At 33.1% G+C, this 25498-nt stretch carries 27 protein-coding genes; 2 read left to right on the plus strand and 25 right to left on the minus strand.

Annotated elements, in window-relative coordinates; all coding sequences use genetic code 11:
• Nucleotides 1–15: 15 nt before the first annotated feature.
• The 6 genes from iolG to KTC92_RS08415 are packed head-to-tail and all read right to left on the minus strand — an operon-like array spanning nt 16 to nt 6854.
• Complete coding sequence (iolG, locus tag KTC92_RS08390; RefSeq protein ID WP_220287907.1) at nt 16–1029, minus strand: inositol 2-dehydrogenase; 1014 nt, start codon at nt 1027–1029, stop codon at nt 16–18.
• 19 nt (nt 1030–1048) lie between these two features.
• The gene (gene iolD / locus KTC92_RS08395; protein ID WP_216303447.1) at nt 1049–2983 is read right to left on the minus strand and encodes a 3D-(3,5/4)-trihydroxycyclohexane-1,2-dione acylhydrolase (decyclizing); all 1935 of its coding nucleotides are present in this window, start codon (nt 2981–2983) and stop codon (nt 1049–1051) included.
• A 35-nt stretch (nt 2984–3018) separates the two neighbouring features.
• The gene (locus KTC92_RS08400; protein ID WP_216303446.1) at nt 3019–3807 is read right to left on the minus strand and encodes a 5-deoxy-glucuronate isomerase; all 789 of its coding nucleotides are present in this window, start codon (nt 3805–3807) and stop codon (nt 3019–3021) included.
• Between the two features lie 11 nt (nt 3808–3818).
• Entirely contained in the window at nt 3819–4835 is a 1017-nt protein-coding gene (gene iolC, locus KTC92_RS08405; RefSeq protein WP_216303445.1) for a 5-dehydro-2-deoxygluconokinase, read from the minus strand.
• Between the two features lie 9 nt (nt 4836–4844).
• Nucleotides 4845–5690: a class II fructose-bisphosphate aldolase gene (locus KTC92_RS08410; protein WP_220286401.1), complete on the minus strand. Its 846-nt coding sequence runs from the start codon at nt 5688–5690 to the stop codon at nt 4845–4847.
• Nucleotides 5691–6854 carry an iron-containing alcohol dehydrogenase gene (locus KTC92_RS08415; protein ID WP_220286402.1) on the minus strand — a complete coding sequence of 388 codons (1164 nt, stop codon included), beginning with the start codon at nt 6852–6854 and terminating at the stop codon, nt 5691–5693. It abuts the gene before it with no gap.
• Nucleotides 6855–7076: 222 nt separating this feature from the next.
• Between KTC92_RS08415 and KTC92_RS08420 the strand changes: the two genes are divergently transcribed.
• Nucleotides 7077–8648, plus strand: a complete 1572-nt coding sequence (locus KTC92_RS08420) for an acyl CoA:acetate/3-ketoacid CoA transferase (protein ID WP_220286403.1) — start codon at nt 7077–7079, stop codon at nt 8646–8648.
• Between the two features lie 79 nt (nt 8649–8727).
• Here the strand turns inward: KTC92_RS08420 and KTC92_RS08425 are convergent, their stop codons facing one another.
• The 19 genes from KTC92_RS08425 to KTC92_RS08515 all read right to left on the minus strand — a co-directional run bounded on the left by KTC92_RS08425 (nt 8728) and on the right by KTC92_RS08515 (nt 24766).
• Entirely contained in the window at nt 8728–9180 is a 453-nt protein-coding gene (locus KTC92_RS08425) for a cupin domain-containing protein (RefSeq protein ID WP_220286404.1), read from the minus strand.
• A gap of 36 nt (nt 9181–9216) precedes the next feature.
• On the minus strand, nt 9217–10314 hold the full coding sequence (gene eutH / locus KTC92_RS08430; RefSeq protein WP_216303440.1) for an ethanolamine utilization protein EutH: 1098 nt from the start codon (nt 10312–10314) through the stop codon (nt 9217–9219).
• 73 nt (nt 10315–10387) lie between these two features.
• Nucleotides 10388–10930, minus strand: coding sequence for a BMC domain-containing protein (locus tag KTC92_RS08435; protein WP_216303439.1), 543 nt, complete (start codon nt 10928–10930; stop codon nt 10388–10390).
• Nucleotides 10931–10972: 42 nt separating this feature from the next.
• A complete protein-coding gene (locus KTC92_RS08440; protein WP_220286405.1) occupies nt 10973–11251 on the minus strand; it encodes a EutN/CcmL family microcompartment protein in 279 nt (92 codons plus the stop codon).
• A gap of 45 nt (nt 11252–11296) precedes the next feature.
• Complete coding sequence (locus tag KTC92_RS08445; protein WP_220286406.1) at nt 11297–12061, minus strand: hypothetical protein; 765 nt, start codon at nt 12059–12061, stop codon at nt 11297–11299.
• A gap of 97 nt (nt 12062–12158) precedes the next feature.
• On the minus strand, nt 12159–12785 hold the full coding sequence (gene eutD, locus KTC92_RS08450) for an ethanolamine utilization phosphate acetyltransferase EutD (RefSeq protein WP_165411579.1): 627 nt from the start codon (nt 12783–12785) through the stop codon (nt 12159–12161).
• Nucleotides 12786–12798: 13 nt separating this feature from the next.
• Complete coding sequence (locus KTC92_RS08455) at nt 12799–13554, minus strand: cobalamin adenosyltransferase (RefSeq protein WP_216303437.1); 756 nt, start codon at nt 13552–13554, stop codon at nt 12799–12801.
• Between the two features lie 85 nt (nt 13555–13639).
• Nucleotides 13640–13936, minus strand: coding sequence for an ethanolamine utilization microcompartment protein EutM (gene eutM / locus KTC92_RS08460; protein ID WP_165411577.1), 297 nt, complete (start codon nt 13934–13936; stop codon nt 13640–13642).
• A 47-nt stretch (nt 13937–13983) separates the two neighbouring features.
• Complete coding sequence (locus KTC92_RS08465; RefSeq protein WP_216303449.1) at nt 13984–15429, minus strand: acetaldehyde dehydrogenase (acetylating); 1446 nt, start codon at nt 15427–15429, stop codon at nt 13984–13986.
• Between the two features lie 14 nt (nt 15430–15443).
• Nucleotides 15444–16022 carry a BMC domain-containing protein gene (locus tag KTC92_RS08470; RefSeq protein WP_220286407.1) on the minus strand — a complete coding sequence of 193 codons (579 nt, stop codon included), beginning with the start codon at nt 16020–16022 and terminating at the stop codon, nt 15444–15446.
• A 14-nt stretch (nt 16023–16036) separates the two neighbouring features.
• A complete protein-coding gene (gene eutL / locus KTC92_RS08475; RefSeq protein ID WP_165411575.1) occupies nt 16037–16690 on the minus strand; it encodes an ethanolamine utilization microcompartment protein EutL in 654 nt (217 codons plus the stop codon).
• Nucleotides 16691–16720: 30 nt separating this feature from the next.
• Complete coding sequence (gene eutC, locus KTC92_RS08480; protein WP_216303435.1) at nt 16721–17599, minus strand: ethanolamine ammonia-lyase subunit EutC; 879 nt, start codon at nt 17597–17599, stop codon at nt 16721–16723.
• Nucleotides 17600–17616: 17 nt separating this feature from the next.
• Nucleotides 17617–18981 (minus strand): ethanolamine ammonia-lyase subunit EutB, encoded by a 1365-nt coding sequence (locus KTC92_RS08485; RefSeq protein WP_216303434.1) that lies wholly within the window; start codon nt 18979–18981, stop codon nt 17617–17619.
• 22 nt (nt 18982–19003) lie between these two features.
• Nucleotides 19004–20437, minus strand: a complete 1434-nt coding sequence (gene eutA / locus KTC92_RS08490) for an ethanolamine ammonia-lyase reactivating factor EutA (RefSeq protein ID WP_220286408.1) — start codon at nt 20435–20437, stop codon at nt 19004–19006.
• 140 nt (nt 20438–20577) lie between these two features.
• Nucleotides 20578–21987, minus strand: coding sequence for a sensor histidine kinase (locus KTC92_RS08495; RefSeq protein ID WP_220286409.1), 1410 nt, complete (start codon nt 21985–21987; stop codon nt 20578–20580).
• A complete protein-coding gene (locus tag KTC92_RS08500; protein WP_165411570.1) occupies nt 21977–22552 on the minus strand; it encodes an ANTAR domain-containing response regulator in 576 nt (191 codons plus the stop codon). The genes KTC92_RS08495 and KTC92_RS08500 overlap by 11 nt, the downstream gene beginning before the upstream one ends.
• 38 nt (nt 22553–22590) lie before the next feature.
• The gene (locus KTC92_RS08505) at nt 22591–23022 is read right to left on the minus strand and encodes a EutP/PduV family microcompartment system protein (RefSeq protein WP_220286410.1); all 432 of its coding nucleotides are present in this window, start codon (nt 23020–23022) and stop codon (nt 22591–22593) included.
• A gap of 9 nt (nt 23023–23031) precedes the next feature.
• Complete coding sequence (gene eutS, locus KTC92_RS08510) at nt 23032–23376, minus strand: ethanolamine utilization microcompartment protein EutS (protein WP_165411568.1); 345 nt, start codon at nt 23374–23376, stop codon at nt 23032–23034.
• A 220-nt stretch (nt 23377–23596) separates the two neighbouring features.
• Nucleotides 23597–24766: a 1-propanol dehydrogenase PduQ gene (locus KTC92_RS08515; protein WP_216303430.1), complete on the minus strand. Its 1170-nt coding sequence runs from the start codon at nt 24764–24766 to the stop codon at nt 23597–23599.
• 426 nt (nt 24767–25192) lie between these two features.
• Between KTC92_RS08515 and KTC92_RS08520 the strand changes: the two genes are divergently transcribed.
• Nucleotides 25193–25477 carry a DUF4491 family protein gene (locus KTC92_RS08520; RefSeq protein WP_216303429.1) on the plus strand — a complete coding sequence of 95 codons (285 nt, stop codon included), beginning with the start codon at nt 25193–25195 and terminating at the stop codon, nt 25475–25477.
• Nucleotides 25478–25498: the final 21 nt, after the last annotated feature.

The raw sequence follows: 25498 nt of genomic DNA on the forward strand, positions 1-25498 counted from the left end.
TAACACCCCTCATAATTAAAATTTAATTTCAGATAATTTAACTGGTCTGTTCTCATGTAATGATTTTGTAGCAGCTTCACCAATTAATACAGCTTGTAACCCATCTTCACCATCTACAGGTGTATCTGTATTATTTACAATTGCGTCAATAAATTCTGTTACTTCCTGCGCATAAGCCTGCATATATCTTTCTAGGAAGAAGAATAATGGTTTTTCTCCTGTAACACCATCTTGAGTTGATACTACTGCCGATGAAGTGCTATCATTTGCTATTGAAACCTGACCTAATGATCCGAACACTTCAGCCCTTTGATCATATCCATAAGCTGACTGCCTTGAGTTATCAATTACTGCTAAAGTTCCGTTTTGCATCTTTAATGTTATAATAGCTGTATCAATGTCCCCAGCTTCGCCTATAGCGTTGTCTATCAATACATTACCGAGTGCATAAACTTCTTCAACTTCACTATCTAAAAGATATCTAGCCATATCAAAATCATGAATTGTCATATCTAAGAACATGCCACCAGAAATCTTCACATAATCTATTGAAGGTGGCTCAGGATCTCTTGAAGTTATTTTCAAAATATGAGGTTCTCCAATTTTTCCACTAGCAACCGCATTCTTAATTGATTTAAAGTTGTGGTCAAATCTTCTATTAAACCCTACTTGATACTTAACCTTAGATTTACCTAATTCATTAATGACTTCTTTTATTCTAGTTAAATCATGATCAATTGGTTTTTCACAGAAAACATGCTTTCCTGCTCTTATTGCTTCTATTGAGATTGGTGAGTGTGTATCTGTTGAGGAGCAAATTAATACTGCATCAATTTCTGGATCTTCTAATATTTTTTTATAGTCAGTATATACCTCAAGTATTCCCTTACTCTTTGCCCATTCTCTTGTAGCATCGTTTAAGTATGCATCAGCAATTGATTTAATTTCAGCATTTTTAACATATTTTGATATACTTTCTCCATGTACCTTCCCAATTCTTCCTACACCAATAATTCCAACCTTTAACATAATAACATCTCTCCCCGTTTTAATATTTTCTTACATTTGTAAGATTATCTGTTTTGTTAATGTACGCATTTTTTATTGAATCTTTATCAGAAACCTCAGCAACTCCTACATGCCACCAAGACTCATAACCGTTTGTCATTGTTTTTGGAAGTGTTTTTATATCTATTAAAGTAGATCTAGTTTGTTTTTTTGCATCTACTAGCGCTTCTTTAAGCTCTTCTATTGTTTTGACTGTATAGCTTTTTACTCCATACCCTTGTGCACATTTTGCAAAATCTATTGGAATCAATCCACCATTAAGCTTGCCGCTTTTTTCATTTCTATATCTAAACTCTGTTCCAAAACTGCCCATTCCATTTCCCATTTCTAGATTGTTAATGCAACCAAATCCGCTGTTATCGAATAGTAATACATTTATCTTCTTGTTTTCTTGAATAGACGTTATTAATTCCGAATGAAGCATTAAGTAACTTCCATCACCAACAAATGCATATACTTCTTTATTAGGTTCTGCAAGCTTCACTCCTAAAGCTCCTGATATTTCGTATCCCATACATGAATAACCATATTCCATGTGGTAGCTATACTTATCTCTTGAAGTCCATAACTTTTGTAAATCGCCTGGTAAACTTCCTGCAGCACCCACTACAACATAATCTTTTTTAAGAAAATTATTAATTTCACCTATAACTGTGGTTTGTGGAAGAGCTTCTCCGCAAAGTTCATAAAATTCTCTTAAGCTTGCTTCATTTTGTCCTAGCATTTCAGGTTTGAAATTATCTTCACTATATTTTATACTATATAATCTCTCAATTTCTTTTCCCCATTTATTTTTGGCATCAGAAATCTCCTTGTTATACTCGCTTTTATATCCTTTTTCAATAAGCTTATATCTAAGTTGTTCTAAATTAACCAATACATCCCCGACCACTTTAGTAGCATCCATTTTAGTTGCATTATATCTAGATGTATTTATTGTCAAGAATTCAACTTCATCATTCTTAAACAATCCTTTAGAAGCTGTTGTAAAATCTGTAAATCTTGTTCCAAGTCCTATTATGAGGTCTGCATCTTTAGCTATAAGATTTGCAGCAAGGGTACCTGTAACTCCAATACCTCCTAGATTCAGATAATGGGTTGATTCTACTGCACTTTTTCCTGCCTGCGTTTCTGCAATAGGTATATTAAATTCCTGCGCAAATTTCTTTAGTTCTTCACCTGCTTCTGAATATTTGGCTCCTCCGCCACAAATGATTAATGGTTTTTTCTTTCTAGCTATTAAACTTATAGCATCTTCTAGTTCTAAATCCGTAGCTTTTCTTCTTTCAATTCTATGCACTCTCTTCTTGAAAAAATATTCTGGATAATCGTAAGCCTCTCCTTGAACATCCTGTGGCAGTGCAATACATACTGCGCCAGTATCTCCCTCATCTGTTAATACTCTCATTGCATTTATCATAGCTGACATCAATTGTTCTGGTCTGCTCACTCTATCCCAATATTTACTTACAGGTTTAAAAGCATCATTTGTAGTAATTGAAGCATCATAATCTTGTTCGACTTGTTGAAGTACAGGATCTGGCTGCCTTGTAGCAAATGTATCACCTGGAAATAATAATACAGGTATATTATTTGCTGTTGCTGTTGCGGCAGCAGTTACCATATTAGCAGATCCAGGACCTACCGATGATGTACATGCATATATTTTTTTCCTTCTTTTTTGCTTAGCGAAAGCCACAGCTGCTTGGGCCATGCCTTGTTCATTTCTACCTTGACGTACTATTAATTTGCCAGGATCTTGTTCTAATGCTTGACCAAGACCTAATACATTTCCATGTCCGAATATTGCGAAAATTCCTTCGATGAATCTTTCTTCTTTGCCATCAAAACTTACAAACTGGTTATTTAAAAATTTAACCACTGCTTGTGCAGTAGTCAGTCTAATTGTACCCATCTCAAACCCCCTTATATCTTAATCAATCATTTATACTATTTTTCTGGCCATATCTTAACATTTTTGTCCCAAAGCCAAGTATGATCTTTATCATCTATTCTGTCAGTCCATGGGTTATTATCTAAATGTCTTATCATCCAACAATAGTACATAGCATAACCTGGTGCAGCTGTTTGAGGATGAACAAGGCCTCCTTGAATTAAAGCAAAGCTTCTATCTGTTATCTTATAAGCATTTTCACCTATTAGACATAAACCAAATCCTTGAGGTTTATTAAATTTATAGTAATAAACTTCAGGTTGTGGATGATGATGTGGTGGGTAACTTGACCATTTACCAGGATAAGTAATAACTTCTCCCATTACCATGTTTGAATATGGTTCATTTTTATAATCAAATACTGTTCTAACTACTCTTCTTGCAGTACCATTCCATACCCCTTCACCAAATACTTCACTTTTACAATCTTCTGGATAATATAATTTTGCTTCAAAGGTATTTTTATTATCTGTATATTGAAGAAGTATTTCGCTTTGTTCTAAAATTTCTACTTGGACCTTTGTATCCTTTGGCACATGTAAACACCAGGGACCTTCATCAAATACTGAAGTTCTCTCTATTACTTTTTTATTTCCTGACCACCTAATTTCAAGTTTTCCTGTTAACATCAATACAGCCAATTCTTTGAAATCTGAATAGTACGTTTTAACTGAACCTTTTTCAAGTTTTATTACAGCAATATCCATTAACATTTCTTTATTTTTACCGTTAATCTCGCATATTGTATTTTCACCGTATTTTAGATTACCTAAACTTTCTACCATTTAAATCCTCCTTATGATTTTACGACCATTTCACCATATTCCTCTTTGCTCTTTCTTATAAATTCATTAATCCCTTCGACTTTTGGCATTGCATCAGAGCAGCTGTGACTTGCAACTAACATTGAAGCTGAAGCACTACCAAACTCTAAGCAGTCAATAATATCCCATCCTTCAAGTAATCCATAAACAAATGCAGACCCATATGCATCCCCGCCACCAAAAGATTTAAGAAGTTTAACTGGGAAAGGCTTTATATTAAAGCTTTTTTTATCTGATGTATAAGCAGTTGATCCATCTTTTCCATGCTTTATAACAACAATTTTACTACCATAATTAAACCATCTATTAGCGGTTTCCTGATCGCTACTATCTTGTCCAATTATTGTTTGCGTTAAATCAAATTCTTCTCTTGACCCTATTATAACATCACTGTTTTTTGCGACTAGAGCATAATAAATTGCAATCTCATCCTTATTAGTCCATGAATATTCTCTATAATCAATATCGAAAATAACTACTGTATTATTTTTCTTTGCATACTCTAATGCCTTCAAGGTTGCTTCTCTTGACGGACTCTGAGATAAAGCAGTCCCAGATATTATAATAGCTTTAGTATTCTTAATATATTCTTCACTAATTTCGGAGGCTTCCAGCGCTAAATCTGCAACACCATTTCTGTACATTAAAATACTACTTTCAGTTGGACTAAGTATTTCAGTAAAAGTAAGTCCTAAATTTTCTCCATTTTTAGCAAAATAAATTTGCGTCGTATCTATTTCTTCATTTTTAAAATAGTTAATAACAAATTCACCAAACCTATCATTTGATACTTTACCAATAAACCCCACCTTTTTACCTAGTCTTGCAAGTCCAACTGCAGTATTAGCTGGTGACCCACCTAAATATTTTTTAAAAGTCGCACTTTCTGAAAGTGGCATATTTATATCAATAGGATTAAAATCAATTGCAGCTCTTCCGAGTGGCACAATATCAAATTCTCTACTATTATCAAATTTAATGTAACCCATTATTTCCCCCTATGCTTTGTTTTGACTTCCGAATATCTTAATATGCCTCTTTACATTAATATAAGCACCTTCTATTTCTTTCTCATGCAACTCGAAATAATCAACTTTTTCGGACTCTTCATATAATTTCCCAACATTTTCTTCAACTGAAGCAAATGTTGCTGTTGCTATATTAATTTTTCTAATTCCAAGACTTACACATTTTCTAAAATCGTCATCACTTATACCTGTTCCCCCATGCAATACTAATGGAACATCTACCCTTTTGTTTATTTTGTCTAATACATCAAAATTTAATTTTGGATTTTCTAAATATACTCCGTGAGCATTTCCTATTGCCACTGCTAATGCATCAACGCCTGTTGCATCGAAAAACTCCTTTGCCTCATCTACCCCAGTAAACAAACCTGATATTTCTTTTAAGCCATCTTCACTACCGCCTACTCGTCCTATTTCAGCTTCTACGTCTGCATTATATTTTTTTGCTTCATCTATAACTTCTCTTGTTAACCTTATATTATCTTTCAGTGGATATTTTGAACCATCTATCATAACTGAAGTAAATCCAAGCTGGAGAGCTTCCTTTATCTTTTCTAAAGTTAAACCATGATCAAAATGTATAGCTACTGGTATTTTCGCTTTTTTTGCTCCTGCAACCATCATAGATCCTATTAACTCTAATGGCGATGCATTTAATCTTACTTCTGCAATTTGAATTATCATCGGAGAATTTAACTCTTCACCAGCCTTTATAGCACCGATTAACATTTCCATATTTGCTACGCTAAAAGATCCAACAGCATATTTTCCTTTTTCTGCTTTACTCAATAAATCCCGCATATTTACTAGTGGCATTTATTTCACCTGTTTCCATAATAATTTATAAATATTTATTATGTCTTCCTTTTCAGTCTTTCTTCTTGTATTTCCTGGGCTGCCACTGTCTAAAGCATCACCCGCCATTTTTTCTAAATTTTCAAAGAATTTTTGCTTATTAACACCAACCTCTTCAAGGGTTTGAATGTTTAAGTCTCTACATAGATCTCCAATTTCTTTTATAAAAGCTTGACCTGCTTCTATATCACTCTCACCTTTCTTATAGATGCCTATAGCTTTAGCTAAATCACAAAATCTTTCTGGTGTTCCATATAATGCAAAATTCAAACAATCTTGCAACAATATAGCATTAGATAATCCATGTGGTACATGATAAAGTGCACCCACTGGTCTACTCATACCGTGAACTATTGTCACTGAAGAGTTATTAAAAGCAATTCCAGCTTCAAGTGCAGCTATTGACATTTCTGTTCTAGCTTCAACATCATTCCCATTTTGATAAGCTTTTAATAAATACTTAGTTATCCTTTTAACCGCAGAAAGAGCAAATGTATCTGACATTGTCTGCGATTTCTTTGATGTATATGCTTCGATTGCATGAGTTAATGCATCCAATCCTGTAGCTGCTGTTACGTTAGGTGGAGCTGTCGTTGTAAAAATCGGATCTATTATTGCTAAAGTTGGCATTAGATAAGATCCCTTTAACAACATTTTTATGTCCCTCTTTGTATCCGATATTATAGTGAACTGAGTTGCTTCTGAACCCGTTCCTGCTGTTGTAGGTAATGCAACTAGAGGAGGGGTTGCATTAGGAATCGTTTTCCCTAAATAATCATTAATTTCCCCTGTATTCGTTATCATAGCCCCTACAGCTTTCATTGTATCTATAGGGCTTCCTCCACCTAATCCAATTAAGAAATCACATTTTCCTTCTTTATAAGCTTTAGTTCCATCGTTTACCATGATATCTGTCGGTTCACTATTTACTTCACTATAGATTGCATATTCAATATTAATACTATCCAACATATCTGTTACTTTTTTTAAACTTCCAATCTTGACCATTACATCATCGGTTACAATTAAAGCTTTTTCCCCTAGCTGTTTAATGTTTTCGCCAGCTAGATTAAGTGCTTCCTTTCCAGTAATTATATATCTTGGTGTTAAAAACAAGTTGCTCATTATATAACCTCCCATGTTGTTGTTTTAATGTCACTTCTTAAGTATATTATGCGCAACTTAACCAATATATGTTAATAATAGTAGTATATTTAATTATTTCTTCATATTCATTATCATTATCATTTTCCCTGGAATATCCTAGACAACTGAATAATAGTTATAATTATGATGCTAATCTATATTAATAATTTTACAGTATACTGTGAAAGGTGATGTAGTTCTATGAAAATATTAAAACCTAAAGAAGCTGCTGAGTTAGTAAAGGATGGCGATTATATTGTAACAGATGGATTTGTTGGCAGTTGTTGTCCTGAAACCCTTACTACAGCTTTAGAAAAGCGTTTTTTAGAAACTGGTAAGCCTATAAATTTAAATCTTATATACGCCGCTGCTCAGGGTAATCAAAATGGAAGAGGTGCAGATCATTTTGCACACGAAGGAATGACTAAAAGAGTAGTAGGTGGTCATTATAACATGGCACCTGCCCTAGGAAAATTAGCTGTAGAAAATAAAATAGAAGCCTATAATCTTCCACAAGGAACTCTTTCTCAGCTTTTTAGGGATATTGCTGGTAAAAGGGTCGGTACTATAACTCATGTAGGACTAAACACATTTGTTGACCCTAGAATTGAAGGAGGGAAATTAAATGATATTACAAAGGAGGATATTGTAAAGATAATTGAAATCGAAGGTGAGGAGAAGCTACTATATAAATCATTTCCAATTGATATCTGTTTTGTACGCGGTACATATGCAGATAAAAATGGTAATATTAGTCTAGAAAGAGAAATAGCTACTCTTGAAGCAACATCCATTACTCAAGCAACAAAAAACTGCGGTGGAATAGTTGTAGTTCAAGTTGAAAGAGTAGTAGCTGCTGGCACCCTTGATCCACGACTTGTGAAAATTCCTGGTATATATGTAGACTATGTTGTTGTTTCAAAACCAGAGGAACATGAGCAGACCGTTGGATTTGAATATAATCCAGCTTGTACAGGTGAAATAAAAGCAATAATGGATTCAATTGAAAATACACCTTTAGATATTAGGAAAATAATAGCAAGGAGAGCTGCCTTTGAGCTTAAATCTAATACTGTTGTAAATTTAGGAATTGGAATACCTGAGGTAATATCATTAGTTGCTAGTGAAGAAGGGATTTGCGATTATATGACACTTACAGTAGAAGCAGGAGCAGTTGGTGGATTGCCACAGGGTGGATTAGCTTTTGGTGCATCAGTAAATCCAGAAGCAATTCTAGACCAAGCATGCCAATTTGATTTTTATGATGGTGGTGGAGTTGATTTAGCATTCTTAGGATTAGCTCAAGTTGATAAAGACGGTAACTTAAATGTAAGTAAGTTTGGAACACGTGTTGCAGGATGCGGTGGCTTTATCAATATTACCCAAAATGCAAAAAAAGTTATATTCTGTGGAACATTTACAGCCCAAGGACTTAAACAAGAAATAAAAGATGGAAAGCTTGTTATCAAACAAGAAGGTAAGCTATTTAAATTTATTGATCAAGTTGAGCAAATTACTTTTAGTGGGAAATATGCACGAAAGGTAAATCAGCCAGTAATGTACATTACTGAAAGAGCTGTATTCGAACTTAAAAAGGATGGACTTTATCTTACTGAAATAGCACCAGGTATTGATTTGCAAAAGGATGTTTTAGATTTAATGGCTTTCAAGCCAAAAATGAATGATATTCCCAAACTTATGGATGAGCGTATTTTCTATGATAAACCAATGGGATTAATAGATTTTAGTTTATCAAGAGAGCAAGATATTTAATAAGATAAAGGCCTCATACTAAATTAATAGTATGAGGCTTTTTTTTTGTTTTGTTCTAAGTCTTTACCTTAAAAAATATCTACTTTATATCGGCCCAATTAGCAGGATATGTCACAAACATAAATTTTGCATAATCTGGAACACTGAATTGAATTTTTGAGTTTTTAGGAATTAAAATCATTTCCCCTTTATTGGCTACAACTTTTCTTCCATCAATATTTACTTCTAAAGTTCCCTCTATAACATAATCTATTTCATCATATTTTAATGTCCAATCAAAGCACGTTTCTTTCATTTCCATAAGACCGCATCCAAGTCTCGGACTTTCTTCTAATGTTAAAACATCTGTTAAAAGTACGTCATCTCCCTCTTTGCCAGTATCAAACTTACCCATTTTTACAGTGTCTAATTTTATTGACATTATACCACTAGGATCTACGTGCTTTTCAAATTCACATTTTTCCTTTGATAAACTTTCTGCTATGATTTTTCTAACCATGTCCTCAATTAATTTTGCATCTATATTTTCCATTTTAATTCCTCCATTCATTATTATCTTATAATGCTATTATGCTTGAACAGACTTATTTTTTTTATTTTTCGAAAGTATAAAACAAGCTAACGCAACCGCTGCAACTCCACCGACTAATTTTGCAACTATCATAGGGAATATCATTCCTTTTTCTACTCCAGCAACAAAACCTAAATGATCTCCAAATACAAAAGCTGCACTAACTGCAAATGCAACGTTTATTATCTTACCCCGTTCATCCATGTCTTTCATCATTCCAAACATTGGTATACTATTTGCAAGACTCGCCACCATACCTGCCGCTGAAATATCATTCATACCTAGTAATGAACCAAGCTTCATTAGAGGTTTTTTAAATACTTTCGTTATAACATAAACCATTGGGAAGGCTCCTGCGAGTACTATTGCAATAGAACCTACTATCTCAATACCTTCGGATAGTGGTGCCATTCCAGGTATAACAACTACTCCTGTTAAAGTTTCTATTATTATAGCTGCAAGACCTATTGTTATAAGCACAACTACACCTTTTCCAAAAACGGTAAAGCCTTTTATCATTTTTTCAGGAATTAACCATAATCCTACAGCAAGAAGTGCTGCAAATATTATTATTGGCACAAGATTTTTAAGTAACATTATTACTCCAAATCCAGCTACAAGTCCACCTATAAGCGCTCCTATAGGAATTGTTATTATCCCTGCAAGTACACCTGTTGCCAAAAATTTATGGTCTTCTTTTTTAATTATTCCAAGAGCAACTGGTATAGTAAATACAATAGTTGGTCCCATCATAGATCCTATAATTACGCCTGAGAAGCTTGCTGCTTGTGCTGTTTGTGCAAGTTCTTTTGCAAGAGGATATCCTCCCATATCACAAGCAAGTAAAGTAGTAGCAAACATAGATGGATCTGCTCCTAATGCAGTGTAAATTGGGACTACTACAGGTTTTAATACACTAGCAAGTACTGGTGCTAAACAAACTACACCAACCATAGCTATAGTTAATGAACCCATTGCCATAAATCCCTCTTCAAATTGTTCTCCTAAACCAAATTTATTTCCTATGCACTTATCTATTGCACCTAAAACCATGAAAACAACCATTATATATATAATAATTTCATTTATTCCCATTTTTTCTCCTTCCAGAAAATTATTTTTTGATCATATGTATTTTTTTAGAATTTATCTACATTGTTAACTATTATTATAAGCTACTGATTAGTTCCTTAGATGGTGATGGAATTACTATACTTGAAACTATTTTTTTCTCATCAATTTCTCTTAAAGCTTCTTTTACAGCTTCCTGCACAGAACTCACATCACCATATATAATAAAATAAGATTTTCCACCAATTAAAGTGCCGAGACTTAACTTAAAAAGCCTTACCTCCGCTGCTTTAAGCGCCTTATCTAAGATAAATATTCCAGAAACTACATTAGTGGTCTCCACTACTCCTATAGCTCCATTAGGTACTACTTTTATTTTATTTTTTAATGATTGTATAATATCCTTATGTACATTAGGAAGTAGAAAACTTCCTATCAAAAAACCTTTACTTTGATTCGTCCCCTTGTCTAAGGCTTCTTTAACAGATCCTACTTCTCCTGATATAAGTATCATAAATTTCCCTGGACAAATAGTTCTACAAAATACTAATTCTACCTCTGCTGCTTTTAGAACTACATCCGCTATTTCTATTCCTTTTGCAATACTTCTAAATTCCATCATTCCTAAAGTTTTAATCATAGATTCACTCCAAATAAATTTATTTATACGAGAAGTGCTTTATTATAGAAATTCTGCATCTACTTCTAAACTATCTATTATACCTACTATAACAGCATCCACAGGCACATCTTTTATATGCAGTGATGCGCTTGCAGCGCTACCTTTAGTCACTAATACACTATCCCCTATGCCAGCCCCTACTATATCTGCGGCAACAAAAATTCCGCTCCCCTCGCCGGCTGCAGCTTTAGATGGTTCTATCACTAAGAATTTTAATCCATTTAATTTTTCATCTTTTCTTGTAGCCCAAACATTGCCTATAACTTTACCAATAACCATTAACTGCCCCCCCCTTTTTATTTTTTAAAATGTTTTAGAATAACCCTAAACTCTATTTATCTTTAATCGTTTTATTCTTATAAAATCTTGAGCAAGTGGGGTTAATATAGCTTTTTTAATTAAGTTTACTTCCTTTATTCCGTTCATATATAATTTTCTAAGGTCTGATTCTGTAATCAGTCTTTTATTATTTATTTCTACTATTTGATGAGATTGCACAGTATCCTCTGAAACCGCTTTTTTAGCTTGTGATTCAGTTTTATTATGCATATCATCGATTACTATATTTGATTCTATTGAGCAGGATTTTTGCACTGATTCATCATTGCGATTAGCGCCCATTTGCATGCTTTTTAATAAATCCTTTTGATGGACTAAAGCAATTCCATAAGACATGATTTTGTGTTCATATTGATTATATAGATTATATAAAGCTTCATTAGACGTACTTAAATGTTTTCTGTACTGTATTCCCTCTTTTAATACATAAACCTTCTTACCGTTAAAAAGAGCCTCTACTATAAACGCTTGTACACCATTATTACATAACCCAAGCGCCATTGATGATAATCCTTTATTACATAAATTTGTAACTATTATATGCTCATAGTCTCTCAAATTTATATCTTCTTTATCATAAATATGAACCTCGTATTTATCTTCTACAAGCTCTTTAATCACTATTAACTCTTCTTCAGAGGAACTTATTACCAATACCTTTTCTTTATCCATTGCAGTACTATTTCTACTGCTAGGAATCCTCTTCATAACTTCCTTAGTGATCATATCTACTAATTTTTCTATATCCACTTAAATCACTTCCTTATATAAAAATTATAATGTTTAATACAGCTTAACATATAAGGTATATCATCTTATTTTTAAAATCATCTATAAAACAACAATTCTATTTTATAATTTTTGCAGTAGTGCCTTTATTATATCCACAGGCATTTGCCTCATCATAATCTATGTGCATAAATGTTCTAAATTCTTTCTTTACCCTAATTACAACATCATCAAAGATTAGCGGTCTTTCCCCAGAAACTTCAACTTTAACTATATCTTTATCACGAACCTTAAATAACTTTGCATCTTCTAATGTTAAATGTATATGACGTTTTGCAACTATTAACCCCTCTTTAATTGTTAAAGAAGCTTTTTCTGTAGATATGGTTACACCTGCACTACCCTGTAATTTTCCTGATTCACGAATTGGTGCTTTTACTCCTAAAATAACAGCATCACTCTTAGATATTTCAGCCTGTGTGTGTGTTCTTTCTGGTCCAAGTACAACTACATTTTTAATTGTTCCTTTAGGCCCAGTTAGGCTAACTCTTTCGTTGCAGCTATATTGACCTGGTTGTGATAATTTCTTTACCTCTGTTAATTTATAACCCTTACCAAATAATGTATCAATACTTTCTCTTGAAAGATGAACATGTTTTCCTGAAGCTTCCACTGTAATTTTAAATTTTTCATTTACTCTTTTTATGACTTCTTCTATAATGTATTCAATGTCTATACCGGTCACTGATGTGCCCCCTCTATTTATATTTTCCTGACAAAAACTTAAACATCATTATATATAAACAGCTGCTTAATCTATTTAAATATCTTATAATATCGTTTCTTGTTATCTCTGCGTCAATGTCTTTAAATGCCTTGAAACCACATATTTCAACTTCTCTTATATTACTTCTTATGGAATTAAGTCCAACAACTATTTCACCCATTTTATAATTAGGCATAAAATGATCCATATTAAAATATTTTTTAGGATTATGTGACATTTCCCTCAGGTCATTCTCACCAATTCCTAAAATAGAGAATTCCGGAAGATTTTCTTCTAATACTTCCGCCCTTAATATGTTACGTACAAAAGATAGAATCTCCTCTAAGTCTTTTGCTACTCCTTCATTTTGAAGTTTTGAAGCTATTACTTGAACTTCCAAAATTTTAGATTGAAGACTATCAAGTCTTCCTCTAAACTCTATTTTCCTATGATCTTTAGGTACTAATTTATTTCCATATAACTGTGTCATATGCTCTGGTTTTTCCTCTACATAACCACCCTTGAGGCAAATATATTTCGGGAAAATTTTTCCTTCATCTTCCTTTTCAGTTTTGGAATTACCTTGTTTCTTAGCACTCAATGTATCAACAATTATTAGTTTAATGTTTTTATCTTGTAGATACTGTTTTGCAGAGGGGGTAATAATAACACCCTTTACTACTTCGTATTCTTTAATATCTGTATTTTTAAGTTGTTTTCTTAGTTCACTTTCAGTTAACAAACTCATATAACTCACATCCCCTTGAGAAGATTGTATATAAGCATACTACCCCACAACCTTTTGAATTGTGGGGATAGTATGTTTTTAAATATTATTCTTCTATTACTTCTTTTACTTTTGGAAGTATTGCATCTACTTCAGCATGTGGTCTTGGAATTACATGAACAGAAACTAATTCTCCTACTCGTTCTGCAGCAGCAGCTCCAGCATCTGTAGCTGCTTTAACAGCTCCAACATCTCCTCTAACCATTACAGTTACGAGTCCTGCACCAATTTGCTCTTTTCCTACCAATGTAACATTTGCAGCTTTAACCATAGCATCTGCAGCTTCTATTGCACCTACGAGTCCTCTTGTTTCAACCATTCCTAATGCGTTTGTACTTGCCATTTTATATTCCTCCTAAAATTTTTTTTATCTATATTAATTTTATATAACTAGCTTTTCAATTTTTCCATGATTTTTTCTACTATTAGATTTATAGAGTCTTCATTTAAATCTTCTTTGCTAATATTAGAATTAACAGTGTTACTTCTATCTACTATATCCTCTATTTCACGGGTTCCATAAACCAATCTTCTTATATTCAATAAGTTCATAGGTCCAACATTATCAGAAGTTGCACTTCCGCCAACTGCTCCACAGCCTAAAGTTAAAGCTGGTACTAAGCTTGTAGTAGCTCCTATTCCACCTAGTGAACCTGGAGTATTAACTAATAATCTTGATACAGGTTTTTTAAGTGCAAATTCTCTAATTACAGCCTCATTATTTGAGTGTATTATAAGAGTATGCCCTGCTCCCTCATTGTTTAATATATCAATACATTTTTCACAAGCCTTTTCCCAAGTTTCTTCACAGAAGAAACCTAAAATTGGAGCTAACTTTTCTCTTGAGTATGGATACTTATGTCCTACATTTGTTTCTTCAGATATAAGTACTCTAGCTCCAGTAGGAACATTTAAGTTAGCCATTTTAGCTATAGCTTCAACACTTTTTCCTACTATTTGAGGATTCATTGAACCATTACTTCTAAGTATAAATCCTGCTAATCTATCAGCTTCTTCTCTATTTAAGAAATAAGCGCCCTGTGCTTTTAATTCAGAAACTACTTTGTCCTTAGAGCAAGCTTCAACTACTATAGATTGTTCTGAAGCACAGATAGTTCCATTATCAAAAGTCTTACTATCTAATATTCTCTTTACTGCTAAAGGAATATCTGCAGATTTTTCTATGAAAGCTGGTCCATTTCCTGGTCCTACTCCTATAGCTGGATTACCTGAGCTATAGGCTGCTTTAACCATAGGTGTACCACCAGTTGCGAGTATTAATGAAATATCACTATGTTTCATTAACTGATCTGTACCTTGCATAGTAGGTATAGACATGCATCCAATAGTTCCTTCTGGTGCTCCTGCAGCCACAGCTGCTTCAGATATTATTCTTACAGTTTCCAATATACATTTTTTACCCATTGGATGTGGTGAGAAAACTATTGAATTTCCTGCTTTTATAGATATCATAGCTTTATATATAGCTGTAGATGTAGGGTTAGTTGATGGAATAAGTCCTGCAACAACCCCTACTGGAACTGCCACCTCAACTAATTTTTTATCTTTATCTTCATTTATTATTCCTACAGTTTTTAAATCCTTTATATATTCATAAACTCCCTTACTAGCAAAAGTATTTTTCACAATCTTATCTTGCCATTTTCCAAAACCAGTTTCCTCTTCTGCCATTTTAGCTAATTTTTCAGCATTATTATAAGCTGAATCACTAATGGCTTTAACTATTCTGTCGATTTCGCTTTGGCTCATTTCGCCTAATTTCTTTTGTGCAATCTTTGCTTTAGCTATTAGGTCCCTAACTTCTTGAATTGACATTAAATCCTTATCCACTATTTACTCCTCCTTTGATAGAATAATACGATCTCTTCTACAAGCCTATCTTTTTTAGCAAACTTTATCTGTTTCTTAGTCATATTATCTAAGTCAAGACTTCTCGCTAATGTTCTGAGTTCATTTACTTTTTCACTCTCTAACTGCTCTTTTAGGCTTGTACTATTACTTAGAGTGTTATCTCCAAATTCTATCGCTTTAATCTCTTGTGTTTTTTTGTCTTGATTTACATTCTTGATTTTTTTACTTTCAACAACTAAAACCTCTTCACTACATTCCTTATGGTCACAATCCTTAGTGCTTGTATTTTCCACAATAGTGTTCCATACTGATAAGTCTGGTCCAGGAATTACATGAGCTACTACTAAAATATTTAACTTTGTCACAGCAATTTCAGCCGCTTCAACAGCTGCTTTAACTGAAGAAACATCACCCTTTATCTTTACTGTAACCAAACCACCATCAACTATTTCACAACCTATAAGATTTACATTAGATGTCTTAAGTGCCACATCTGCAGCTTCTATGGCACCAAGGTACCCATGTACCTCAATTAACCCTAATGCTCCCTTATACATTTAATTGCCTCACTTTAAAAATTTGTAGGATTTTCAGCTACAAATTGGACTGCTGCTGCAAAAGCATCACAAGCTGCTTGACAAGCTGATTGGCTACCTGTAAGCAATGCTCCACCAAAGTTAGTTTCTGATGGTGGTCCGTAAAAAGTTACTAATTTAACATCTGCTGCTTTTAAAGCAGCATCTAATGCATATACAGCTTCAAGTGGAGGAGCTATTAAATAAGCTATAGGCTCTCCCTCTTTAATGTTCGCAGTTTTCGATAAAAAGCTGCCTGTTCTTGATACACAGTGAGCATAATATGGAACTGTATTATCATCATTAGCACTTGTAAAACTTGCTCCATTTTCTATGAAATCTAGAGCAGAATTAAGTCCACTTCTAACCTCTGCTGGACTTGGTCCAGCCATTATTCCTATAACTTCACCTGCTAGTTTTGTACTTGCATTTGCAGAACCTGCATACATTGATTTTGCATATACTATTTCTACCTCTGCTGATTTCGTAGCTTCATCTAAAGCTGTATAAGTAACATCATCTATATCTGCTGTTATAATTCCTAAACTCTTATGATGTGGAGCTAAATTAAAGGCTTCTACCAAATCTTGACTAACATTTGATATTATTTTTACACCTAATACCGTTGCACGAATAGCTTCATTTTTCATGTGTTTTGCCTCCTAATTATAATTTCTTTACTATAATTTTAAATCTACTCCACTTGCTTTCTTTTCTAGCATTAATTTTATTATGTCAGATATATGAGCACCTGCTTCTACTGGAGGAGTACCACCTTTATGTATATTAGATACAACTGTTCTTCTAGCTTCTGGCATATTTACAGTAGCTTTGTATGCTATATAAGCACTCATACTTTCTGCTGTAACAAGGCCTGGTCTTTCCCCTATAAGTACACAAGTAACATCTGCTTCTAAGGTTTCAGATACTACATCCATAACGCCAACTCTTCCATTTTTAACGAAGAATGGAGTTCCTACAGAAATTCTGTAACCCTCAAGGCCCTGCACCATAGCTGGAAGTACATCACGAATATTAGCTTCTATAGCTGCTGAGCTTAATCCATCTGATACATATATTTGTACCTGTGGTCTCATTTTGCAGTTAGTTTTTATAGCTTTTATACCCTCTTCAGTTATCTTTTTCCCAAGGTCTGGTCTTGTTATAAATTCATCTTTATTGATGCATTCTGTTTTAACAGAAAATAAATTCATTTCCTTTAAGAATTCCTCTGAAACATCTGAGAAAACTGAATCTTGAGCTGCTGCATGATCTGCTCTAACTCTTAAAGCTGTTTCAGTTTTATATCTAGGACCTGCTCTCCAAATTCCTAATCTCGCTGGAGTAGACTCCTTCATTTTTAAATATCCCTTAGCATCTGCTGGATTTGGAACTAAAAGTTGTTTTTTAATATCAACAGTTGTAATATCATCAATAAATCCATCTTCAACCTCTGTTTTAATAGAATTTTCAACTTTAGCTGTAACTTTCTTATCTTTACTTGTCATTTCAAGTAGTACCTGTTCAACCAATTTTTTTAAATCATTTTCTGATACCATTATTTTTCCTCCTCTCATTATTTAAGAAATACAGATGCATCTCCTGTTTTTTCAGTCAATTTCCCATCTTTTGTGAATCCCATTTTTTCCATCCAAACTTCAAACTCTTTTATTGGTTTTAAGTGTAATAAATCTCTTAGTGTTGCTGTTTCATGGTATCCAGTAGACTGGTAGTTAAGCATTATATCATCACCATGAGGTAATCCCATAAAGAAGTTACATCCTGCCGCTGTAAGAAGTACGGATAAATTTTCTATATCATTTTGATCTGCCTTCATATGGTTTGTATAACAAGCATCAACACCCATTGGTACTCCAGTTAATTTACCCATGAAGTGATCCTCAAGACCTGCTCTTATAACTTCTTTACTATCATATAAATATTCGGGTCCTATAAATCCAACAACAGTATTTACTAGGAATGGGTTATATCTCTTAGCAAATCCATAACATCTTGCTTCCATAGTTACCTGGTCTACACCATTATGACTATCTGAAGATAATTCTGAACCCTGTCCTGTCTCAAAATACATTACATTAGGGCCAGATCCTGTGCCTTCTTTAAGTGCTAACTGCCTTGCTTCTTCTATCATATCTGCAGTTATTCCAAAAGCTTCATTTCCTTTTTGAGAACCTGCTATACTTTGGAAAATTAAATCCGCAGGAGCTCCACGTCTTATAGCTTCCATTTGTGTTGTTACATGAGCTAATACACAGTTTTGAGTTGGTATTTCCCATTTATTCTTAAAGTCTTCAAAGGTTTTAAGAACTCGCATTACACTTTCAACGGAATCATCAACTGGGTTTAAGCCTATAACCGCATCTCCAACACCATAAGTTAATCCTTCCATAAGAGAAGCTAAAATTCCCTGTGGATTATCTGTGGTATGGTTAGGTTGAAGTCTTGCAGATAAGGTTCCGTCTAGTCCTATTGTTGTATTACAATGTGCAGTAATTCTTATTTTTTTTGCTCCATAAATTAAATCTAAATTAGACATTAACTTAGCTACAGCAGCTACCATCTCACTAGTAAGTCCGCGACTTATCCTTTTAATATCTTCTCCAGTAGTATTTTCATTTAATATCCACTCTCTAAATTCAGATACTGTTAAGTCTTTAATTCCAGCGTATATCTTTTCATTGACATCATCTTGAATTATTCTTGTTACCTCATCTATTTCATAAGGTACTGCTGGACAATTCCTCAAATCCTCTAAAGTTAAATGACTTAAAACTACCTTAGCCGCCACTCTTTCTTCTGAAGATTCTGCTGCAATTCCTGCAAGCTTATCTCCTGACTTTTCTTCATTTGCCTTTGCCATAACTTCCATTATTGATTTAAAATCATACACTTTTCCAAATAACTTTGTTTTTAATTTCAAGATAATTCACCCCTCTTATTTTTTATGAATTAAATATTAGTGTTTTAATTATTACTGGTACAACCCTACCATTTGCTAGAGGTTTACCTATGTCTATGTAATCGCCATTTTCGACGTTTATAGTGTCAATACACACAACTTCTTTTTTGAAATTAAGCTGTCTATATAAAGTTTGTCCCAAGACTTTAGCTATATCATTTTCAACTACTAAAACAGTTGGAAAATCACCTTTCAAAATCTCTTCCATTCCCAAAAGCAAAGTCTCCGCTAGTTTTTGCACCTCTACAAAGCTAGGATTCAACTTTCCTTTTATGGCTATAGCCACGGGTTGAAGCTCATTCTCTAATGTAAACCACTTAAGTTTTTCCTTTATAACCTTAACCATGTTTTCATGACCTGAATTTTCTTCATCCTCTGAAAGTTTTAGTATTGGAAGGTTTTTAATAGGAAACTTATCCTCTGTATATGTTATTGTACTGCCGCTAATTTCTGTGGTGTGAGAACCAGCTCCTACCACCGTAGCCCTTATGGTCTCTATAGATTTTTTAACCACAATTTTAGTACATAACTTTGACTTACTAATAGCTTGACCAAGTAATATACCTATATCTCCATACTTAAACATTTCTTCAGGTTCCAGATTGCAAACATAATCAGCAACTCCTCCAGAAAAGGTAATGTAATCTATTGCTATATCGCTTCTAATTCCCTTATTGGTAAGTATTCTTTCATAGAAGCTGCTCTTTTCTCTTATATTCACACTTTCCTCTAAAAGTTTAACCATTTCATCGACTATAATATTCAAAGCCTCAAAGGTTGGCTTCTGCCCCTCTTCTATAGAAACATGATTTAACTTAGCTAATTCCTTTATCTTCTCCGCAATATATAGAACTTTGCCCGAAGACTTATCAATTTTAATAAGTCTTCCACCTATATCTAAACATCCTGTATCTAAAAGTTTTCCTTCTTTGAAGACTGCTATATTAGTAGTTCCTCCACCAATATCCAAGTTAACTACAGTAGACTCTTCATCCTCAGAAATTTTATCTGCTCCTGCACCTTTTGCTGAGATTATTGATTCTAAATCAGGTCCTGCAGTAGCTACAACAAACTCTCCTGCAAGTCCACTTAATTTTTGCAAAACATCATTAGCATTTTGCTTTCTAGCAGTTTCACCTGTTATTATAACCGCCCCAGTTATAACATCTGAGGGCGCTATTCCTGCTGCAAGGTACTCTCTTTTTACTATTTCGCGAACCTTTTCACCATCTATCTCCTTTTGTGATTTAAGTGGTGTGAAGTATATTTCACTTCTATATATAATTTCCTTATCCACAATGGATATTCTAGGTATAGAGAAATTTGAGGCCAAATTTTCTATAATTATCTTGCTAAATACAAGTTGTGTTGTCGAAGTACCAATGTCTATACCAACACTTATAATTTCTTCTCTCATATTAATTCCTCTTTTCAAATGCCTTATGAATTTTCAGAAACACAGTTTAAGAACAAAAAAAGGCTTAAAGTCATTTAAAAAATAACTTTAAGCCTCATCGCTTATCTTAAAAACACGCCCTTGTGTTTCCATTATCCATATTAATTTTTGAAATCAAATACAACTCTAGTTCCTTCTGAATCTGTTGCTATATTAATATCTCCATTTAGCTTATCCTTAACTATAGTCTTTACTATACTAAGTCCTAAACTATTTTTTCTAACCTTATTAATATCAAATCCCGTACCGTTGTCAACTATTACAACGGTAGAATATATTTCACTTTTTTCGATTACAATATCTATATTACCTGAAGGTTTATCTACAAAAGCATATTGCATAGAATTATGAAGTAATTCATTTACTACAAGAGCTATTGAAGTTGCTTTATCTGAACTTACTTTAAAATTACCTCCAATTAAATTCACTTTAATATTCTTATTAGTTGCATTAAAATATCTTATAGCGTTATCTTTAATATTAGAAATAACTTCTTGTATACTTACTTCATCCAGACCTTCTTGCGATAATATCTCATGGGTAGCTGCTATACTTAAAATTCTATTCATGCTTTCATTTAATGCATCTTTAGTCTGCTGGTTATCACTTCTTCTTGCTTGAAGTCTTAATAAACTTGCTATAGTCTGTAGATTATTTTTCACTCTATGGTGAATTTCTTTAATAGCTACAGATTTTAAAATTAATTCCTTCTCTTTTTCCTTCATCATTGTTATATCCCTAATCATAGTAACAAGTTTTAATTTTTTATCAGTTAATATTATTCTCTTAACTTTTAAAAACAGTTTTCCTAAATGCACTTCACATTCATTAGAATTAGGAAAATTCATTACCTCCGTAAAATTAATATCATCTAAGGCTAAATTATCATAATCCATGCCTAGTAGGCTGTCCTTGTAGCCAAGCTTTTTATATAGTAAATCAGCAATAGGATTTTTAAACCTAACTACCCCTTCTTCATCAAAGATAATAATAGCTTCATCTAAGTGATCAGCTATGTTATTTTCATTTTCTGTAGAAGATACTAAAGTATTAGCTAACTCCTCGTAGCCTTGTGCTAGCATTTCCATATGTTTTTTTTTTTTTATTTTTTCTGTTATGTCCTTCTCTACTATTAGAACCCCTATAATTTTGCCGTTATTCTCTATAGGTGACACCGTTTGTCGTACATTTATATGTTCTTGAGTTACAGCCTTCAAGTCTTTGGTTGTTATTCCAAGATCTAATGTTCTAAGCACAGCAGGCTCATTATCTCTTAATGCTAGTTCTCCTACTACAGTATTTTGATACATCGAAGGTCTATTAATAGGTTTTGCCTCAGCTATTACTATAGCTTCGTCAGCTTCTCTAGTTGGACAATCTATAAAAACATCTGCATTTAAAATGTCGGCAAAATATTTAATACAAGATGACATTTGCTGTATTTTTAAAATGTCATCTTCATCTAAATTAGTGTACATTCTACATAGTTCATATATTTTTTCACTGTTCATAACTCATTATTATAGCCTCAGCTATATCTCCCATTGAACATCTTTTATTCATACTAAGTGTTCTAATCTGGTCATAAGCATCTTGCTCAGTAATTTTATCTCTTTGAATCAATAAGCCTTTAGCTTTTTCAATAATTTTTCTTTCTTCTAGCTTACTACAACCTTTTTCAATTTCTATTTTCATTTTTTTTATTTCTGCGCTCTTGGATATAGCTACCTCCAAAGTTGGAATAAGTGATTTTTCATCTATAGGCTTAACTATGTATCCTATAGCCCCTACTTTGATAGCTTTTTCTACAAACTCTTTGCCACTATAAGCAGTTAGCAGAACTATCCCACTGGCCAAATTTTCATTTTGAATTATTTTAGCTGCATTTAATCCATCAAGAAGAGGCATCTTTATATCCATAAGCACTAAATCTGGTGAATGTTTTCTACACAATGATACTGCATCAAATCCATCTGAAGCTTCTCCTACAACATCGTATCCTGCCGCTTCTAGTATTTCTTTTAAATCCATTCTTGTAATAGGCTCATCATCGGCTATTACTATTTTTTTATTCATACTTCACCTCATAAAATAAAAATAGATTTTTAAAAAGTTTAATTCATAATATAATCCTTTAAATTTTCTAAACCAGATTTATCAAAAGCACTTATTCTAAAAATTCTTTCTACTCCTGCGCTTACTAGAACTTCTTCTGCTGCTTTTAACTTGTTTTCATCACAGCACAAATCAGTTTTTGTAATAATTCCAATAATAGGCTTTGCAAATATACTAGCAAAGCTTGGCGGGAAAATACTATCTTCCTGCGTACAATCCTGAATCATAGCGATTACATCACTATCTGCAGAAGTAACTATAAGAGCTCTATAATAAGATCTGTTTTCAATGTACTCACCAGGAGTATCTATAATTCCGTCGATAATTTCAACTGTCTGAGTTTTCTTATAATGTAACTCGTCTTCGTTTATTGCTTGAGTCAAAGTAGTTTTGCCACAATATGTTTTTCCAATTAACATTAAGGTTTTCATATATCACCTCTAAGATCTGGTTATCTTACATTCAGAAAAATCGAGTACATTACTAAGAACCTTAATAACTTCAGTAAGTGCTGACTCTACACTGCCTACATCACCAACTATAACCACTGATCCACTAAATCTATCCACAAATCCAATAGATACATCTGCCGACTTTGTTGCCACGTCTGCTGCTATAATAGAGGCCTCGCTAGGTGTTATAGTAAGTATACCTAAGGCATCCTTATGATCTGCTGTAAGTCCTAGTTTTTTATATAGATCTTTGTTGGGGTTTGCAATTAAGTGGGCTAATGTAACTTGCTTGCCAGGAACATATTCTTGTATTACTCTTTGTTTCTCTTCCATAGTATCACCACTTCTTTGAATTTTTATAAAAAAATAGGCTCACTAAAAATATAATTATATTTTTAACAAGCCTCATTGCCTTCTTTAAAATGTACACGCCATTGTGTACCTATGCTTAAATATTATACTCTTTATTCTAATTTGTCAATATGAAAAATTAATATGGAAAACGTTTTTAATATTGTTAATTTTTCCGTGCTATTTATATCAATGTGACCTATTATTTTTTATCAAAAACCCTTTCAAATAAAGCTATTATTTCCTCTATATTAGGTACTCGTGGATTCGTTTCAGTACATCTATCCTCTATAGCTATTAGGGCCATTTGTGAAACTTCTTTTTTAAAATCATCTGCCTTTATCCCTGTTTCTTTTAGCGATGTAGGCATATTTAATTCATTTAAAAGCTTATTTATAGCTGCTATTAGGCTTTTTACCCCTTGTCTAACATTTGATGATGGCAATCCTAATATTTTGGATATTTCTGAATATCTTTTAGCGGCCTTTGTATAATCATTTGAATTAAAACCTTTTAAATCTGCATTGTATTCTATTACATATGGCAGTAATATAGCATTAGTTTTTCCATGAGACACATGAAATCTTCCACCAACAATATGTGCCATTCCATGATTTAACCCTAGTGATGCATTATTAAAAGCTATCCCTGCTATACAAGAAGCATTGTGCATTTTTTTTCTTGCATCTAAATCATTACCATTCTTATAAGCTCTCATTAAATTTTCAAAAACCAATTTTATAGATTTTTCTGCTAATGCATCTGTATAATCTGTTGCTTTAGTAGATACATAAGCTTCTATAGCATGGGTTAGTACATCCATCCCTGTATCTCCTGTAATAAAATTTGGCACAGTTGTAACAAGTTCTGCATCTAATATAGCTTCGTCAGGTAGTAGTTCATCTGATACTAAAGGATATTTTATATTCTTACTTTTATCTGTAATTACAGAAAAACTTGTAACCTCTGAACCTGTTCCACTAGTTGTAGGTATAGCTATAAATTTAATTTTTTTATTATTCTTCACGCCACAATCCATACGATCATGTATCTTAGAACTAAAAGAACATATTGCTTTTGCTGCATCTATAGCAGAACCTCCACCTAGAGCTATTACTACTTCTGGATTAAATTTCATCATAACCTCTATACCTTTTACCACAACTTCGATTGGTGGGTCTGGTACAATATCTGAAAATACCATATACTGAATGTCACCCTTCGAAACTTCATCAGTAATCTTGTTTATGGCACCTGATTTTACCATAAAAGGGTCTGTAACTATAAATGCCCTTTTACAATCAAGTTGACTTAATCTTTCTAATGAACCGTCTCCGAAATATATCTGCGTTTTAATGTTAAAACTTTCCATTAATATTCTCCTTTCAGAATTAAATCATCTCCTGCGGAGCTGAAACAGCTTCGCGGAAGCTGCATTGACGACTTCAGAAGGAGATTTATACACCCACTGAAGTTTTCTATTTGTTATGGTACGTAGTTCCCGCTTATAGACGTGGGAGTCTTTCCTTCTAAACTGTCGTTAAATAAAAAAGCGCCATAGGAATCAATTCCCACGGAGCCTCAATGCTCATTTAATACACTTCATTGTGCATAATTAAAAATATAAAATTATGTTATCACTTAAATTCTATATTTTTAATTATAATATGTCAAGGATTAATAATATTACATTTTTTGTTAGTAAAAACGGATTAGGTGAGGAAGATGTTTTTATATGATACTATATATACAACAACGATAGTGTTAACACTATTCAGAATGCTTAGGAGGTCTTATAATGAATTTTCATGGAATTTTTATTGGCATTGCTGCCTTTCTTATTATTGGAGTTTTTCATCCTATAGTAATTAAAGGAGAATACTATTTTGGTAAAAAAATATGGCCTGTATTTTTAATTTTAGGAATTGTTTTTGTGCTTGTCTCATTGTATATTAAAAATACTACACTATCAGCTATAGTAGGGGTAGCTGGTTTCTCATGCATTTGGAGTATTCATGAAATTATAGAGCAAGAAGAAAGAGTTAAAAAAGGATGGTTTCCAAAAAAAACAAATAGGAAATAACTAAAACTACCCTACAGGATA

Origin of the sequence: Clostridium sp. CM027, from assembly GCF_024730565.1 — a bacterium.
Lineage (GTDB): Bacteria > Bacillota > Clostridia > Clostridiales > Clostridiaceae > Clostridium_AD > Clostridium_AD estertheticum_B.